We start from the raw sequence: 15,481 nt of genomic DNA, 5'->3' as shown, positions 1-15,481 counted from the left end.
GAAACGGCCATTGGCGTTGAATCATTGATTCAAATTTTTGTCCCGCCTTTTGTGATCTTTCATACTGTAGACCTTCATGTTTAACTACGAGCGACCTTATCAAGCTTACGTAATACTGGGTGACGCTGCTTCCGAACCTCTCTGGGAATGGCATAGGTGGCAATCGTTTGCTGCTGAACTGGACCCCGTATTTGCTGCATGTCGTGATAAGCCCCTCGTGCGCTGTGGGCAATTTGGAATAGCAACAAGGAAGGAGATCAAATTTGGACGACTTGGCTGGACGCCCGAGAGTGCGGCGAAGTGGACTCATTCTTCTCCTTTAACGACGGAATCATCAAAAGACTGGGGTTTCCTTTTTGTTGAGGCTGCTGCTCCTTCACTGCCTGCTTGTGCGCGCGACGGTAGTCCTCCAGATTTCTTTGTTGCCGTAAGTAACGAGGCATACATTACCAGGCAGGCTCCGGTGCAATTTAGTCCTCGAATACTCATGGCGGTAGCTAAAGATTTGTCGCCATCAACACTACGAATAGTGGATGAGGTAGTCCGGTCAGTAGCGGCAATGGTCGACGCTCGACTAACTGCAACAATCGAGCGCCCATGGGGATTCAAGCTGGGTTCCGGTTTTACTGCTGCGATTCAAGACATTGCTCATGCGGGTCTTTTCAAGGTTGGTCAGCCACACGACCGGCCGCTTGATCTAAATACCTTCGTTGAATCATGGAAACCGCTATAGTGGAAGACGCCGCTGCCGGCCAGAAGCGGCCCTTCGCAATTTTCTTCTTTGTTATGTTCGAGCATATAGATTACATCCTCGCCAACTACTTTTCAGCCGAGATTGGGCATAACGAGCAAGAGGCGCTGGACTGTTTGCGGCAGGAAGTAGGACACGGTACTACGATATGGAAAGAGCTACATTTGCAGCTAGAACGTGCATTTGCGGAGCCAGAATTTTCATGGAAAAGCGCGTTATCCCGAAATAACGTTTGCCACCTTGCTGACGAAGATACTGCTAGAAAATATGCGGAAAAACTTCTTAGGTCGGGACTGAATACTCACTTAAGATAGCCTTGGCTGAGTTCGGCCAGAAGCAGTCAGTCGACCTTAGGTCAAGTGCCGAACCAAGAAGAGGGAAACGTGGCATTACATCGATTTACTATTTTTGCGGATTATTTTCAGTTCATCATCCAAGATGAGAATTCAAAAGACGATTTCGGTGCGCTTTGGAATGATGACGCAGCTGCCGCGATGGTAGCAGTTGGCGAGACCGCGCTTTCCCTGGGAACGCTCAGAAATGTCGATGTCGCGGTTGCAGTCCATGTTGTTAATGGACCTCCTGAAATTAAATTGAAAGAATTCGACCACGCAGTAGAAGGCTCGTTTGCATTTCCGACGGGGAAAATCGCCGTGATGGGCTGCACAGATTTCTTTCCGGATGCGTCCCGATTGGAGGTAGCGCCAGGCTCTTATCGATTCATTTACTTGGTCAGCGGAGCTCGTACAATTCAAACGGAGTGGGAGCCCGCCGATGACCTGTATTCACTTTACATCTGGCCCGCAGAGCGACGCGCATTGCACCTGCTGAAGGAATGGAAACCGGCGCGGTTGGATAGCGGCACATGACGGCATCCGGCCAATAGCTGACGTCTGAGCGAAAGAAGGGCAATGAGTAAGAGCAGAGTTGGTATGGTTTTCTTTTATTGGTATTAGGGTGTACTCTCTCGCACCTTTGGTCACAGAGAAATGTGGACTTGAAAATCGCCAGTGTAACCTTTCGAGTTCCAAATCCAGCGATAATCAGCGCGTCTTCGCTGCGAGCTACTAGCAGCGCACTCGATAGTACACAAGGCGCTTTTTTAGAATTTCCCAACGGTCCTTATTATGGAAAATGGGGAATTTACTTGCAATCGAGCGCAGAGCGACGAGCGAATGGATTTCCGCCGCCATTTGACGCAGCCATTGCCGAGGGAGCGGTAGGCGCTGTGCTTCAAGTGGTAATCCCCCAGCAAATGATCGCGTTTAAAAGTAGAATTTTCCAAACTCAGATTTTTGAAAGTTCTGCATGAAGACGTCCCGTTTTACCGATAGCCAGATCATCGCCATCCTCAAGCAAGCCGAGGGCGGATCGCCAGTCCCTGAGTTGTGCCGCGAGCACGGCATCAGCAACGCCACGTTCTACAAGTGGCGTTCCAAGTTCGGCGGCATGGATGCCTCGCTCATGGCCCGCATGAAAGAGCTGGAAGACGAAAACCGTCGCCTGAAAAAGATGTATGCCGAGGAGCGCCTGAAGGCCGAGATCGTCGCGGAGGCACTGGCAAAAAAGTGGTGAAGCCATCTCGTCGACGTGAGATGGCGCAGCACTACGTGGCCGCAGGCCGATTGAGCATCAAGGTCGCGTGCCTGGCCTTTGGCATCAGCCAAACTTGCTACCGCTACGAAGCCAAGCTAAATGCGGAGAACGAAGTCATCGCCGACTGGCTGGTGCGACTGACAAGCAATCAGCGTAACTGGGGCTTCGGTCTGTGCTTTCTGTACCTGCGCAACGTGAAGTCGTTCGGCTGGAACCACAAACGGGTCTACCGGATTTACCGCGAGTTGGAACTGAACCTGCGGATCAAGCCGCGCCATCGCCTGGTGCGCGAAAAACCGCTGCCGTTGGCCGTGCCCACACAGATCAACCAGACTTGGTCGATGGATTTCATGCATGACCAACTGTCCGATGGCCGCAGTATCCGTTTGTTCAATGTAATCGACGACTACAACCGCGAAGGACTCGGTATCGAGGTCGACTTCTCGCTGCCCTCGGAACGGGTCATCCGATCGCTCGACAGGATCATCGAATGGCGAGGTAAGCCACTGGTCATTCGTTGCGATAACGGCCCTGAGTACATCAGCGCTGTAACCTTGGCATGGGCCGCTAAGCGCGGCATCCGCATTGACTTCATTCAGCCCGGACAGCCGCAGCAAAACGCCTACGTCGAGCGCTATAACCGCACAGTGCGCTACGATTGGCTGGCTCATCACCTGTTCGACACGCTCGATGAGATTCAGGATTTTGCAACCCGCTGGTTGTGGACTTACAATCACGACCGGCCCAACATGGCACTTGGCGGCATCACACCGAAACAGAAGCTTGCTTTGGCCGCTTAACCCCTACTTTTGGCGCGCTCTAAAAATGGGGGGATTACCAAGTCACATCCTTCGGTTGGTATAGATGCTCAGATTTATGTGAGAGAGATATCTGGTACTTCCGACGAAAGCCTACTCGCGCCGATTCGACATATTCTGTTGGAACAATTATTTGTCACGAAACAGAAATTTGTCATTTGTTCTTCTCATATCGTGATGTTGACGTTCAGGTTTCACTTCAGCAAAGCCAGATTGAGAATGCCCCTGCGAACTTAAAACAAGCTGCCGATTTGATTGCTTCTTTAGACGTTACTAGAAAGTGATTTAGCCTAGCTTTACGAAAAGCTGATTCACTAATCGGTTCTTAGCCAGCGAGAGAATGTGTCGAAGGTCCGAGATGGGGCGGAAGCGGCCGCTAAGTGTTTAGTTCCGTGCGATCATATCCCTCGTCGTAGCTGGCCTTTGTTTCGCGCCAAGACCATACTGGAGGAACTGATCGCAGACCTGTCGCCGCGATCATCGCGCCCCCGCAAGATCGCACTGGAGACATCGAGAGCATGACTATGCGCATTCATCCACAAGCCCGTACCACTCCCAAAATCCGCCAGGAGATCAAGGACTCAGGGCTGTCAGACCGGCAGGCGGCGAAGGTCTTCAACGTCACGCGATCCACGGCAGCCAAATGGCTTAAGCGTGACGATGTTCAAGACCGCTCCCATCGTGCCCATACCCTGCATACGACCTTGAGCGAAGCGCAGGAGGCCATTGTGCTATCGCTGCGCCAAACGTTGTACTTGCCGCTCGACGATCTGGTCTACATCACCAAGCAGTACATCAACGCCGACGCCTCGCGCTCGGGCATCGCCCGCCTGCTCAAACGCGAAGGCATGGCGCGTCTGGAGGACGTCATTCCCAAGGCCGAGGGAGAAACGATCTCGTCCAAGAAGACCTTCAAGGACTACGAACCAGGCTTCGTTCACATCGACATCAAGTACCTGCCGCAGATGCCCGATGAAACTTCGCGCCGCTATTTGTTCGTGGCTATCGACCGCGCCACGCGCTGGGTCTTCCTGCACATCTATCACGACATGAGCGACACCAGCAGCATCGATTTTCTACGGCGGTTGAAGGAGGCCTCACCAATCAAAATCGCCAAGATCCTGACCGACAACGGCTCGCAGTTTACGGACCGCTTCACGACCAAGGCCAAGAAACCCAGCGGCCGGCATGTGTTCGATAAGGTCTGCGCCGGCATGGATATTGAACACCGCCTGGCGCCACCTCGTCATCCACAAACCAACGGCATGGTCGAGCGCTTCAATGGCCGTATCAACGAGCTTCTTCAGCAAACCCGCTTCGACAGCCAGGCCGAGCTGGAGACGACGCTGAGAAATTACCTCCAGCTGTACAACCATCACATTCCCCAGCGCGCCATCGGTTCAAAAACACCGATTCAGGCTCTTAAACTATGGCAGCAACAGAAACCCGACCTATTTGTAAAACGGGTTTATGAACAGACGGGACTGGACAGCTAGGCTCTGTTATGTGCATTTCGAGTTTGGGGTAGCGCAGCTGGGACACGCTTGGCACCGTGTTATTTTTTCCGCTATTCGATCGGGGGGCTTGATGAGAAAAGTGATACTCGCTGTGTTGTTGACGTTGTTGGCACCGTTTTGCCGGGCTTATACGTTGACGCCTGAAATCGGTGGGATAAAGCAGGTGGTGGAGATCAGCACGGATGATCCGGCCAAGCCAGTGTTGCTGTTCCTCTCCGGCGGGCCGGGCAGTTCGATGATGAAGAACGCGGATGCCTTTACCGATCAACTGAAGGGCAGGTTTACCTTGGTGCAGTGGGATCAGCGCGATGCCGGCCAGACGCTGAAGCTGAACCCGTCCCCGGTCCAGCCCTCGCTTGAGCTGATGCTGAGCGATACCTATCAGGTGATCGAGTTCGTAAGGAAAGAGCTGCGGCAAGACAAAATTTATTTGCTCGGCAGCTCTTGGGGCAATGTCCTGGGTTTTCATATCGTCAGGACCCATCCGGAATTGCTGCACGCGTATTTCGCCGTCAATCCGGTCGTGAGCCAGCTGGCGAGCGAGAAGGCCTTGCTGGTGACGCTGAAAGCCCATTTCCACGACAACGCTGACGCCATCGCGGAACTGAACCGGGTGCGCGTTCCGCTGGAGTCCGATGAGGATATGTTCTATCTGCGGAAGTGGCTGTTCTTTAAAGAGGGCAAGCAGTTCGTGATGACCAGCGAGTTCAAGAGCTACTTCATGCAATGGTTCAAGGCCTGGTCACCGCTGTGGAACGAGGTGATGCGGATCGATCTGGCGACAAGTTTGCCGTCGGTGGCATGCCCGGTGTATTTCCTCGTCGGGCGCAATGATATCCAGACTTCCACGCAGGTGACCACGGCTTACTTCGACAAGCTGGCCGCGCCGGCGAAGGCGCTGTTTGTGTTCGAGCACTCCGGACATCAGATTCATCTTGAAGAGCCGGTGCGGTTTCAGCGCGTAATTCTCGAGGCGACGCGGTGAATGTGGCAGACCTGCCAATCTTGCTGTGATTTTTCAGCAAAAACAAGGGTTTGCTATTGCGTTCGGAGAATGACGCTGCCATAATACGCGCCTTGGAAATGTCCCCATCGTCTAGAGGCCTAGGACATCACCCTTTCACGGTGAGTACCGGGGTTCGAATCCCCGTGGGGACGCCAAAAGATATTTCCAAGTGGCCACTACGGACAGTTTCTGTCCCCATCGTCTAGAGGCCTAGGACATCACCCTTTCACGGTGAGTACCGGGGTTCGAATCCCCGTGGGGACGCCAAATCATGCGAAAAGCCGCCTCGTGCGGCTTTTTGCATTTCCACGCTTACCACGCCAGTGGCGCGTAGGGCAGCGGCGGCCGGTAGTAGGGCAGCATGCCCAGCGCGAACGGATCGTAGCCCGGCGCCTGCGCCTGCATCATCAGCGGCATCCCCATGGACTGTGGCTGCATCGGCGGCATGGCGGCCTGCGGCTGCAGCCCCACTGCCAGCAGCGTGTCCGGCATGCCGTAGCCGGTGCGGCTCTGGTCGCCCAGGCTGACGCGGCGCGCGCTGGCGCGGATGATCTGGAACAGTCGTTCGACCCGTTCCGCCCCGCGTGTCCTGTACTGCTGCGTCTGGAAGTCCGGATGATGCGCCAGGCATAGCGCAGCCAGCCCGGTGACGTGCGGTGTTGCCATCGAGGTGCCGTCCCAGGCGGCGAAGTTATTGGGCGGCACGCAAGAGGTGATGGCCACGCCCGGTGCGCATACCGCCACCTGCGGCCCGAAGCAGCTGAACTTGGCCGTGAAGTAGCCGTAGGCGTCGACGTTGGCGTCCAGCGTTTGCGCATGGTAGCTGTCGGCCGGGAATTCGTCGAGCTTGCCGATGGCTGCCACCGCCAGCACGTTGGGCGATGAGGCAGGGTATTGCACCGCGCCGCCCGAGTTGCCGGCCGCGACGATGCAGGCGATGCCGGCCCGCCGGGCGCGGATGATCTGCTGTTCCAACGCCTCCGATACGGCGGCGCCGCCGAGCGACAAATTGACCACGTCGATCTGCTTGTCGATGCAGTATTCGAGCGCGTCGATCAACTGGCTTACCTGGCCGCCGGGGAAGAGTTTGCAGGCGTGGACTTCCGCGTCGGGCGCGAAGCCGCGAATGCCGGAGGCGATATCGGCCGCCGCGATCACGCCGGCGCAATGCGAGCCGTGGCCCAGCGCGTCCTGGTCCCAGCCGTCGGGATTGGTTTTCTTGTTGATGACGTCGAAGCCAGCGCGGATGCCGTGCAGATTGTCGTGCGTGGTGGCGGCGCCGGAATCGATGATGGCGATGCGCACGCCCTGGCCGCGATAGGTGCCGGGCAACTGGTCCAGCCGCATCGCTTTTGTCCCCAGCCGTAGCAGCGCTGCCGGGGAAGCCGGCCAGCGCCGGCCAATCGGCCAGCGCGCGCAGCACCACCACGTTGGCTTCGTTGCTGCTGATGTCGGGGTCGCGCTGGTAGAAGCTCCAGTAGTCGGACTTGGGCTTGACGTACAGGCCGCGCACGGTGTCGGGCGTTTCGCCAAACAGCGAGAGCGTGACCTGGCCGTTGGCGTCGGTGGTGCCGCTGGCCGGCAGCATGCTGCCAAACAGCGATACTTCCGCGCTGGCCTGTGGCGCGCCATCCTTGCCGACCACCCTGATGACGGCGTTCAGCACCGGCCCGCCGCCCTCGGTCGGCGTGACGCCGGTGACCATCGTCGGCAGGCGCAGCAGCGGTTCCATCATGTTCAGCGGCTGGTCGCGCTCGACCAGCAGGCGTCCCTGGCCTTGCTGGTGCAGCGTGGCCGCTTTCTGTTCGGTCATGCGCGCCACCAGCACGCCCTGGTTGCCGCCGAGGCCGTCGGCCAGCGCGCCCAGCACGGATTTGGGGCCGAGCTTGTCGATCACTTCGATGTCGTTGCTGTTGCGTAGAGCCTGCTCCAGCGCGTCGAACCGCAGCGGCTGCAGTCCGAGCGTCTGCAGGCCTTCCGACGGCTGGCGCGGTGCGATGACGAATTGCTTCTTGCGGGCGGCGATGTTACGGCCGGTGCTGTCGGCGCGGCCGTTGCTGTGCGGCGCGGGATCGCTGCTGCCGCCGGCCGCTTCGCTGGCGGGTGCTTCGCCGGCGCTGGCGCCGCTGCTGGCGCCGCCGCCGCGGCGGCTGGCAACGGGATTGCCGCTGTCAGCGGGGGCAGCGGTGTCGCCGTCGCCGATGGACGTGCTGAGGTCTGGCGGTGTGCTGCCGCCGCCATTGGGATTCTTGGGCATGATGTTCCTTTCAAAAGGGGGCGAACGGGCCGCTGAACATGGATAGCGGCCGGTCCGGTTCTATCGTCAATTGGTGCGAGGGCGTGCCGGTCAGGCGGAAGTGCTGTTCGAGCTGTTGCGCCTTGTCGGGGCTGAGTTCCACCACCGCCGTGTGCGGACGGTCGCGCGGGCCGATGATGTCGATCACCTTGATGTCCGTATCGGTGGCGGCCACCGTCAGGAAGTCGTTGAGCGGCGCACCGAGCGCGGCGTGGACCAGGAAGCGGGACTTGTCAGGCATACGGTTCTCCTTCAGGTGCAGCGCCCCGCGACGGCCAGCGCCGCGGCGGGGTGGTCGTGCACGGCTGGGTGTCAGTGCAGGGTTTGCCCGCCGTAGAGGGCGCTGTTGCCTTGCTGCGCCACCAGTTGCGCCAGCTGTGCCTGTTGCTGCGCGTAGGCCGCGCTCACCGGGTCGGCGTCGAAGGGCAGCATGCCGCCCAGGTGGCCGGCGATGCCGCCGATGGTGTTGCCCAGGCCGGCGTTACCGAAGATGCCGCCGACGGCGCTGCCGATCGGCCGCGCCACGCTTTTGAGGATGTTGCCGAACCATCCTTGCGGCGCCAGGCCCTGGTCCTGGAACTGCTGCATCTGCTGCATCTGCTGCAGCTGTTGCAGTTGCTGTAGTTGCTGTAGTTGCTGTAGTTGCTGTAGTTGTTGCAGCTGCCCTTGTTGCATCGGATCGGCGCCAAATGGCATCAGGTTCGGCGACGATGGGAAGGTGGGGCTGATGATGCCCGTGTAAGGGCGGTATTTGCGCATGATGTCGCCCAGCCAGCCTTGCGGCGCCAGGCCTTGCTGCTGCGCCAGTGCTTCCTGCTGCGCGTAGGCCTGCGCCACCGGGTCGGCGGCGAACGGCAGCATGCCGCCCAGCTGGCCGGCGATGCCGCCGATGGTGTTGCCCAGGCCGGCGTTACCGAAGATGCCGCCGACGGCGCCGCCGAGCGGCCGCGCCACGCTCTTGATGATGTTGCCGAACCAGCCCTGCGGCGCCAGTTGGCCAAGTTGGCCCAGCTGCGCCTGTTGCAGCAGTTGCTGTTGCTGCGCCTGTTGCGCATAGGCGGCGGCGACCGGGTCCGCGCCGAACGGCAGCAGGCCGCCGCCGATGCCGCCTGCGGCCTGGCCGATCTGGCGGCCCAGGTTGGCGTTGCCGAACAGGCCGCCGATGCCGCGTCCGATCAGGCCCCCAGCGGAGCGCCGAGCAGCCCGCCGAAGAAGCCTTGCGGCGCCAGTTCTCCGAATTGTTGTGGTGCGAATGGTTGTCCGTAATATTGTTGATATTCGTTCATGACATCTCCTTGTGTTTGGTGAATCCAGCCGGTAGAGGCGCCGCGCTGGTAGGATTGGACTGACAGCGCGGATTGAAGTTTTGATATTCTTGGTGGCCGCCATGCCTTAATCAGGTATCATCCAGCCTCGATTTTTTTGCCCGCATGCCTATGAAACTGGACCTGTTCTGCCGCGTCGTCGACAACTATGGCGATATCGGTATTTGCTGGCGTCTCGCCAGACAGCTGGTGCACGAGCACGGCGTGGCGGTGACGCTGTACGTCGACGATCTGGCCAGCTTCCAGCGCATCTGCCCGGAGGTGGACGTGGCGGCCGCGCGCCAGCAGGTGCAGGGCGTCGCCGTGCGCCACTGGCGCGACCAGGACGGCGTTTATGCGCCGGCCGACGTGGCCGACATCGTGGTGGAATTCTTCGCCGTTGACATCCCGCCGGGCTACATCGACGCCATGGCGCAGCGCCAGCCGCGTCCGGTGTGGTTCAACCTGGAGGGGCTGACGGCGGAGGAGTGGGTGGAGGGCTGCCACCGCCTGCCGTCGCCGCAGCGCCAGGGGCTGATGAAGCATTTCTTCTTTCCCGGCTTTACCGGCCAGACCGGCGGGCTGCTGCGCGAGGCCGCGCTGGAGCAGCAGCGTTTGCAGTTCGCGCCGGCGCCGTTCCTGCGCGGGCTGGGGCTGACGCCGGCCGAGCTGGCGTCGACCAAGGTATCGCTGTTCTGCTATCCGCACGCGCCGGTGTCGGCGCTGTTCGACGCCTGGCGGCAGGGCGGCCGGCCGCTTACATGCCTGGTGCCGGAGGGCGTGGCGGCGGACGCCGTGCGCGCCTTTACCGGCGGCGATGGCCACGCAGGCGCGGTCGCCACGCACGGTGCGCTGAGCGCTGCGCGTGCTGCCGTTCGTGCCGCAGCCGGACTACGACAAGCTGCTCTGGGCCTGCGACCTGAACTTCGTGCGCGGCGAGGACTCCTTCGTGCGCGCGCAATGGGCCGGCAAGCCGTTCATCTGGCACATCTACCCGCAGGACGAGAACCTGCACCACAAGAAGCTGCGCGCCTTCCTGCAACGCTACGCCGGCGCGCTGCCGCAACTGGCCGCCTTTGCGCTGCGCTGGAACGGCGCCGCGTCCGGCGGCGGTGCCGAAGACGACTGGACGGCCTTGTGGGCCGGGCTGCAAGGGGAGGCGGCGCAGGCCGCGGCGGGCGCCGCCGAGTGGCAGCGGCAGATGCTGTCGCATGGCGATTTGGCCAGCAATCTGCTGGCGTTTGCGGCCACGCTGAGATAGGCGCTAGAAGAAAAACAAGGTACAATGCCGGGTTAATCTCTATAACGCATTTTTTACCCGATCAAGCGTAGGCCGGCGAGGCAACGATGATCTTTACGCAACCACCTTATTAAGTAGAATCACTATGAAACCTGCAAAAGAAATTCGCGTTGGCAACATCATCATGGTTGACGCTAAGCCATTCATCGTGCTGCGCTCCGACGTCAACGGTTCGAGCCGCACCGGCTTCACCTACAAGTGGAAAATGAAGAACCTGCTGACCAACGCGCCTTTCGAAAGCGTGTTCCGCGGCGACGACAAATTCGACGTTGTGGTGCTGGACAAGAAGCCAGTAACCTACTCGTACTTCGCCGACCCGCTGTACGTGTTCATGGACGCTGACTACGAACAGTACGAAATCGAAGAAGAAAACCTGGGCGACGCGCTGAACTACCTGAAAGACGGCATGGAATGCGAAGCCGTGTTCTACGACGGCAAAGCGATCTCGGTTGAACTGCCAACCACCATCCAGCGTCAGATCATCTACTCGGAGCCAGCGGTTAAAGGCAACACCTCGGGCAACGTGACCAAGGAAGCCAAGATCGAAAACGCGATCGAATCGAAACAGTTCTCGATCCAGGTGCCACTGTTCGTGTCGCAAGACGACATCGTCGAAATCGACACCCGCACCAACGAATTCAAGAAAGTCGTGCGTAACTAAGCACAGTCTTTGTTGCCAGAAGCACGCCCGCGCAAGCCGGCGTGCTTTTTTTATCAATTTTTGTGGTGGAAGTGGCAACCTCCTGATATATTAATGTAGCGCAACAAATGCGGCGCATTGGTGAAACTCACGGGGACGGCATGGATCGCAGGGATTTCGTAAAAATCGGGCTGGTGGCCGGGGCGGCCACGGGGAGCGTGTTTGCCAGGCCGGTCGGCGCCGGCGGCATCCTCGACGCCGGCGTCTTCGAGCAGCAGCAGATGATGGCGGCGGGCAAGCTGACCTCGCACAAGCTGACCTCGCAGTACCTGGCGCGCATCAAGACCATCGACAAGGCCGGGCCGCGCCTCAACGCCATCATCGAAATCAATCCGGAAGCGCTGAAGATCGCGCTGGACATGGACCGCGAGCGCAACCTCAAGCGCGTGCGCGGCCCGCTGCACGGCATTCCGGTTCTGTTGAAAGACAATATCGCCACCGCCGACCGCATGAGCACCACCGCCGGCTCGCTGGCGCTGGCCGGCGTGCGCGCCGCGCGTGACGCACATGTCACGGCACAGCTGCGCGCCGCCGGCGCGGTCATCATCGGCAAGACCAATCTGAGCGAGTGGGCCAATATGCGCTCGACCCATTCGGTCAGCGGCTGGAGCGCGCGCGGCGGCCTGACGCTCAATCCCTATTCGCTGGACCGCAATTGCAGCGGTTCGAGCTCCGGCTCCGGCGCGGCCATCGCGGCTGGCCTGGCGACGCTGGCGGTGGGCACCGAAACCGATGGTTCCATCGTCTCGCCGGCGTCGATCTGTGGCCTGGTGGGCATCAAGCCGACGCTCGGATTGGTCAGCCGCAGCGGCATCATCCCCATCGCACACTCGCAGGACACGGCCGGACCGATGGCGCGCAGCGTGGCCGATGCGGCGCTGATGCTGGCGGCGATGACCGGTGTGGACCCGAAGGATCCGGTCACGCGGGAGAGCGCCGGCAAGGCCGGAGACTACCGCGCGGCGCTGGAGAAGGGCGGCCTGAAAGGCGCGCGCATCGGCGTGGCGCGCAACTTCTTTGGCCAGCACGCGGAGCTGGACGCGGTGATCGAAAAGGCATTGCTGGACCTGAAGGCGCAGGGGGCGGTGCTGGTGGAGACTGAAGTGCCTAATGTCGGCAAGTACAGCGACAGCGAGACCGAGGTGCTGCTGTATGAATTCAAGAACGACCTGGCGGCCTACCTGAAAGAGTATGCGCCGAACGCCCCCGTGTCCAACATGGCGGAGCTGATCGCCTTCAACGAGAAGCATCGCCAGCAGGAGATGCCGTACTTCGGCCAGGAGTACCTGGAACGCGCGCAGGCCAAGGACGGGCTGGAATCGCCGGCCTACAAGGAGGCGCTGGCCAACAACCACCGCTATGCGCGCGCCGAAGGCATCGACAAGGTGATGCAGGAACATCGTCTGGATGCGCTGGTGGCGCCGACCGGTGGCCCGGCGTGGCTGACGGACTTCATCAACGGCGACCATTATGTCGGCGGTTTCTCGTCGCCGGCGGCAGTGGCGGGCTATCCGCACATTACCGTGCCGGCGGGGCATGTGCACGGGCTGCCGGTGGGCTTGTCCTTCGTCGGTGCGGCCTACAGCGAGGCGGCCTTGATCCGCATGGCCTACTCGTATGAACAGGCGACGCTGCACCGGCGCGCGCCGCAGTTCCCGGCCAGCGTGCTCGCTGGCGGCGCGCTAGTTTTTCAATACGTGGCGGAAGGTGGGTTCGATGCCCATCGCATGCAGGTGCCTGACGATGTCTTCCAGCGTGGCGTCCTTCAGCAGCGGGCCATCGGCGCTGCCGGGCGTTGGCGGAGACGCGGGCGTGGCTGGCGTGGCAGGCGTGGCAGGCGTGGCAGGCGTGGTGGGGCTGCGCGCGCTGGCTGGCGCGGCTTGCGGCCTGGCCTCATGCTGTCGGCGCAGCGTGGCCAGCGCGTGGGCGAACTGCTCGTCGCTGATGCAGTCGAGCTTTTCCAGGAAGGCCGCTTGCGCCATCTCGTTCGGCGGCATTTCCAGGCCCAGATCCTCGGCCAGCGCGCCGCCCATGCTCGGATTGATGAACGCGGCCCACAGGCCGGTGGCCACGTGCAGGCAAGGCGGCAATTCGACCATGGTGCGGCCGAAATCGATCTGCTCATCTTCGAAGTAAGCCTGATGCAGCAGCGCGAGGAACTGGCGCGCCTGATCGAGCGAAATCGGCGTCGCCAGCGATAGCCACAAACAGTAGCTGTCGCCGCCGGACACGCTGACCGCCGGCGCCGGCAAACCCAGCTCCGATTGCAGCGCGTTGGCCACGTCGCACAGTCGCAGCCAGTGCCGCTCCCCTGCGCCTTATGGAAATTGATGACGATGGCGCGCGTAACGCCGTCCTGCGCCAGGTCGAAAGCAAATGTCGCCTCGCCGCGCAAGTGGTGTTGCAGGCGCTGATGGTTGTCCGCGTTAAGCAGGTACAGCCTTCTCAGTTCAGAAATTAACTTGTCCATCCCTTTATTATCGCTGATTATTACGCAACTTCACACGACAACGGAGGTGGAATGAAAGCTGTTCTGATGGTCCTGGCCTTGAGTTCAGGCTGGGCAGCGGCAAGCGACTTCGCAGTGCCGCATCAGTTGCTCGATGTTGGCGGCGGCCGCAAGATGAACCTGTACTGCACCGGTTCAGGCGCCCCGACGGTGGTGTTTGACGCACCTGCCGGCGACGCCGGATGGGCGTGGCATCGCGTGCAGCCGGCGGTAGCCAAACATACGCGCGCCTGCATCTTCGACCGCGCCGGTTTCGGTTTCAGCGATCCGTCTTCACAGCCGAATACCGCCGAAAGCGTGGCGGCCGATCTGCATGCGCTGCTACAGGCCGCAGGGGAGAAGGGGCCGTACATCATGGTCGGCAATTCGCTCGGCGGCGCCAATGTCCAGGTATACGCCTATCGCCATCCCCAGCTGGTGCAAGGACTGGTGCTGGTCGAGGCACAGCACGAGGACGAGACCGAGCGGCTGAACAGGGCTTCGGGCGGCAAGATCAAGCAGATCTACGCGATGTACGAGGCGCAGAACAAATACTGTCTGGACGCAGCGGAGCAGGGCTTTGCAAGCGATGGCGAGAAGCAGAAGCAATGCATCGGCGAGCCGTTGCAGAACTATGGACCGCAACTGGGCGCGGCCATCCTGGCTTCCGAATCGAAGCCGTCCTACTGGCACGCCAAATCGTCGGAGTACAACGCCATGGCCACCAGCGATGCACAGCTGCGCGCATTGCGCCGCCCCTTCGGCGACATCCCCGTGCTGGTCCTGACGCGTGGCGTTAGTCCCTACGCTGTGCCGGGCCAGCCGCAGAGCGCTGCCAATAAAGCGTTTGAGGACGAGAATGTCGCCATCCAGAAGGAGTTCACCAGGCTGTCGTCGCGCGCCGTGCAGCGCGTCATTGCCGGCGCCGGCCACGCGATTCAGGCGGATAAGCCAGAAGCGGTGGCCGACGCCGTGCTGGAAGTGCTGAAGCAGGTCCGGCCTTAACTGTTCCCGCCGGGTCGCACGAGGACCGCTTCCGCGCGATAGTGGGCGGGCAGGATGCGCTTGAAGTCGGTCAGCTTGGGCAAGTCGTTGTAGACAATGTACGGATCGCTCGGATGCAGCGTCAGGTAGTTCTGGTGGTAGGACTCGGCCACGTAGAACTGCTTGCCCGGTTCGATGCGCGTCGTCAGCGGTTTCTTGAACACGTGCGAGGCGTTCAACTGAACGATGTATTTCTCGGCCACGCTCTGCTGCGCGGGCGTCTGCGGGAAGATGGCCGAGCGGTACTGCGTGCCGCTGTCCGGTCCCTGGCGGTTCAGCTGCGTGGGATCGTGCGCCACCGAGAAGAATATCTGCAGCAGCTTGCCGTAGCTGATTTGCGCCGGATCGTAGGTGATCTTCACCGATTCCGCGTGGCCGGTGTCACCGTTTTCCACCGCCTCGTAACTGGCGGTGCGCGCCTCGCCGCCCGTGTAGCCGGACACCGCGCTGGTGACGCCCTTCACGTGCTGGAACACGCCCTGCACACCCCAGAAGCAACCACCCGCGAAGATGGCGGTGGCGCTTTGCGCGCCGCCGGCCGGCAAGTCGATCACCGGCGGTGCGATCACGGTTGCGGATTCCGCCGATATCGCCTGCTGCTGGCAGGCTGCGATGCTAAAGAGGGCGAGCGCGCCGCCCAGTGCCTTGATGCTGTTCATGG

General features: G+C 60.7%; 15 protein-coding genes, 2 tRNA genes and 2 pseudogenes. 15 read left to right on the top strand and 4 right to left on the bottom strand.

The genetic code is table 11. From position 1 onward, the window contains the following. The first annotated feature begins 76 nt into the window (after nucleotides 1-76). The 9 genes from ACRQ5J_RS19855 to ACRQ5J_RS19815 all read left to right on the top strand — a co-directional run bounded on the left by ACRQ5J_RS19855 (nucleotide 77) and on the right by ACRQ5J_RS19815 (nucleotide 5,955). Complete coding sequence (locus tag ACRQ5J_RS19855) at nucleotides 77-733, top strand: hypothetical protein (protein WP_432379142.1); 657 nt, start codon at nucleotides 77-79, stop codon at nucleotides 731-733. Continuing rightward, a complete protein-coding gene (locus ACRQ5J_RS19850) occupies nucleotides 718-1,065 on the top strand; it encodes a hypothetical protein (RefSeq protein WP_432379141.1) in 348 nt (115 codons plus the stop codon). Before ACRQ5J_RS19855 ends, ACRQ5J_RS19850 begins: the two co-directional genes overlap by 16 nt. 69 nt (nucleotides 1,066-1,134) lie before the next feature. Then, the gene (locus ACRQ5J_RS19845) at nucleotides 1,135-1,620 is read left to right on the top strand and encodes a hypothetical protein (protein WP_432379139.1); all 486 of its coding nucleotides are present in this window, start codon (nucleotides 1,135-1,137) and stop codon (nucleotides 1,618-1,620) included. Nucleotides 1,621-1,748: 128 nt separating this feature from the next. Then, a complete protein-coding gene (locus tag ACRQ5J_RS19840) occupies nucleotides 1,749-2,063 on the top strand; it encodes a hypothetical protein (RefSeq protein WP_432379138.1) in 315 nt (104 codons plus the stop codon). Continuing rightward, a protein-coding gene (locus ACRQ5J_RS19835) for an IS3 family transposase (protein WP_432379136.1) occupies nucleotides 2,060-3,147 on the top strand; the annotation gives its coding sequence in 2 pieces (ribosomal slippage) (nucleotides 2,060-2,321 and nucleotides 2,321-3,147; 1,089 coding nt in all). Before ACRQ5J_RS19840 ends, ACRQ5J_RS19835 begins: the two co-directional genes overlap by 4 nt. Nucleotides 3,148-3,683: 536 nt before the next feature. After that, a complete protein-coding gene (locus tag ACRQ5J_RS19830; RefSeq protein ID WP_432379134.1) occupies nucleotides 3,684-4,661 on the top strand; it encodes an IS481 family transposase in 978 nt (325 codons plus the stop codon). Nucleotides 4,662-4,752: 91 nt separating this feature from the next. Next, the gene (locus tag ACRQ5J_RS19825) at nucleotides 4,753-5,667 is read left to right on the top strand and encodes an alpha/beta fold hydrolase (protein ID WP_432379132.1); all 915 of its coding nucleotides are present in this window, start codon (nucleotides 4,753-4,755) and stop codon (nucleotides 5,665-5,667) included. Between the two features lie 100 nt (nucleotides 5,668-5,767). Beyond that, nucleotides 5,768-5,843: transfer RNA gene (locus tag ACRQ5J_RS19820), tRNA-Glu, on the top strand. A gap of 36 nt (nucleotides 5,844-5,879) precedes the next feature. Next, nucleotides 5,880-5,955, top strand: a tRNA-Glu gene (locus ACRQ5J_RS19815). Between the two features lie 45 nt (nucleotides 5,956-6,000). Here the strand turns inward: ACRQ5J_RS19815 and ACRQ5J_RS19810 are convergent. Continuing rightward, nucleotides 6,001-7,035, bottom strand: a complete 1,035-nt coding sequence (locus ACRQ5J_RS19810; RefSeq protein ID WP_432379130.1) for a S8 family serine peptidase — start codon at nucleotides 7,033-7,035, stop codon at nucleotides 6,001-6,003. Between the two features lie 146 nt (nucleotides 7,036-7,181). On the opposite strand from ACRQ5J_RS19810, the gene ACRQ5J_RS19805 reads away from it, so the two are divergent. Continuing rightward, a complete protein-coding gene (locus ACRQ5J_RS19805; RefSeq protein WP_432379128.1) occupies nucleotides 7,182-7,991 on the top strand; it encodes a hypothetical protein in 810 nt (269 codons plus the stop codon). Here ACRQ5J_RS19805 and ACRQ5J_RS19800 read toward each other — a convergent pair. Both ACRQ5J_RS19800 and ACRQ5J_RS19795 read right to left on the bottom strand, forming a co-directional pair. Then, nucleotides 7,956-8,225: a hypothetical protein gene (locus ACRQ5J_RS19800; protein WP_432379126.1), complete on the bottom strand. Its 270-nt coding sequence runs from the start codon at nucleotides 8,223-8,225 to the stop codon at nucleotides 7,956-7,958. The two genes, ACRQ5J_RS19805 and ACRQ5J_RS19800, sit on opposite strands and share 36 nt — an antisense overlap. Nucleotides 8,226-8,296: 71 nt before the next feature. After that, complete coding sequence (locus ACRQ5J_RS19795) at nucleotides 8,297-9,373, bottom strand: hypothetical protein (RefSeq protein ID WP_432379124.1); 1,077 nt, start codon at nucleotides 9,371-9,373, stop codon at nucleotides 8,297-8,299. 47 nt (nucleotides 9,374-9,420) lie between these two features. Here ACRQ5J_RS19795 and earP point away from each other — a divergent pair. The 5 genes and pseudogenes from earP to ACRQ5J_RS19770 all read left to right on the top strand — a co-directional run bounded on the left by earP (nucleotide 9,421) and on the right by ACRQ5J_RS19770 (nucleotide 14,781). Beyond that, nucleotides 9,421-10,549: pseudogene (gene earP, locus ACRQ5J_RS19790) on the top strand (elongation factor P maturation arginine rhamnosyltransferase EarP). A gap of 124 nt (nucleotides 10,550-10,673) precedes the next feature. Next, nucleotides 10,674-11,249 (top strand): elongation factor P, encoded by a 576-nt coding sequence (locus tag ACRQ5J_RS19785; RefSeq protein WP_432379122.1) that lies wholly within the window; start codon nucleotides 10,674-10,676, stop codon nucleotides 11,247-11,249. A 140-nt stretch (nucleotides 11,250-11,389) separates the two neighbouring features. Then, a pseudogene (locus tag ACRQ5J_RS19780) lies at nucleotides 11,390-12,943 on the top strand (amidase); the annotation flags it as partial. A gap of 665 nt (nucleotides 12,944-13,608) precedes the next feature. Next, on the top strand, nucleotides 13,609-13,749 hold the full coding sequence (locus ACRQ5J_RS19775; protein ID WP_432379120.1) for a hypothetical protein: 141 nt from the start codon (nucleotides 13,609-13,611) through the stop codon (nucleotides 13,747-13,749). Between the two features lie 60 nt (nucleotides 13,750-13,809). Continuing rightward, entirely contained in the window at nucleotides 13,810-14,781 is a 972-nt protein-coding gene (locus ACRQ5J_RS19770) for an alpha/beta fold hydrolase (RefSeq protein WP_432379118.1), read from the top strand. Here ACRQ5J_RS19770 and msrA read toward each other — a convergent pair. Then, entirely contained in the window at nucleotides 14,778-15,479 is a 702-nt protein-coding gene (gene msrA, locus ACRQ5J_RS19765) for a peptide-methionine (S)-S-oxide reductase MsrA (RefSeq protein WP_432379116.1), read from the bottom strand. The two genes, ACRQ5J_RS19770 and msrA, sit on opposite strands and share 4 nt — an antisense overlap. Nucleotides 15,480-15,481 lie beyond the last annotated feature (2 nt).

Source organism: Duganella sp. P38 (assembly GCF_050859475.1).
GTDB lineage: Bacteria > Pseudomonadota > Gammaproteobacteria > Burkholderiales > Burkholderiaceae_D > Rugamonas.
The sequence above is the reverse complement of the archived record's forward strand: the minus strand, read 5'-3'. Positions and strand labels throughout refer to the sequence as shown.

Bases quoted from the DNA above. Each gene is read 5' to 3' on its own strand.
- ACRQ5J_RS19855 (WP_432379142.1), top strand. From the start codon at position 77: ATGTTTAACTACGAGCGACCTTATCAAGCTTACGTAATACTGGGTGAC.
- ACRQ5J_RS19850 (WP_432379141.1), top strand. From the start codon at position 718: ATGGAAACCGCTATAGTGGAAGACGCCGCTGCCGGCCAGAAGCGGCCC.
- ACRQ5J_RS19830 (WP_432379134.1), top strand. From the start codon at position 3,684: ATGACTATGCGCATTCATCCACAAGCCCGTACCACTCCCAAAATCCGC.
- ACRQ5J_RS19825 (WP_432379132.1), top strand. From the start codon at position 4,753: ATGAGAAAAGTGATACTCGCTGTGTTGTTGACGTTGTTGGCACCGTTT.
- ACRQ5J_RS19810 (WP_432379130.1), bottom strand. From the start codon at position 7,035: ATGCGGCTGGACCAGTTGCCCGGCACCTATCGCGGCCAGGGCGTGCGC.
- ACRQ5J_RS19800 (WP_432379126.1), bottom strand. From the start codon at position 8,225: ATGCCTGACAAGTCCCGCTTCCTGGTCCACGCCGCGCTCGGTGCGCCG.
- ACRQ5J_RS19795 (WP_432379124.1), bottom strand. From the start codon at position 9,373: ATGGCGGCCACCAAGAATATCAAAACTTCAATCCGCGCTGTCAGTCCA.
- ACRQ5J_RS19785 (WP_432379122.1), top strand. From the start codon at position 10,674: ATGAAACCTGCAAAAGAAATTCGCGTTGGCAACATCATCATGGTTGAC.
- ACRQ5J_RS19775 (WP_432379120.1), top strand. From the start codon at position 13,609: ATGGAAATTGATGACGATGGCGCGCGTAACGCCGTCCTGCGCCAGGTC.
- ACRQ5J_RS19770 (WP_432379118.1), top strand. From the start codon at position 13,810: ATGAAAGCTGTTCTGATGGTCCTGGCCTTGAGTTCAGGCTGGGCAGCG.
- msrA (WP_432379116.1), bottom strand. From the start codon at position 15,479: ATGAACAGCATCAAGGCACTGGGCGGCGCGCTCGCCCTCTTTAGCATC.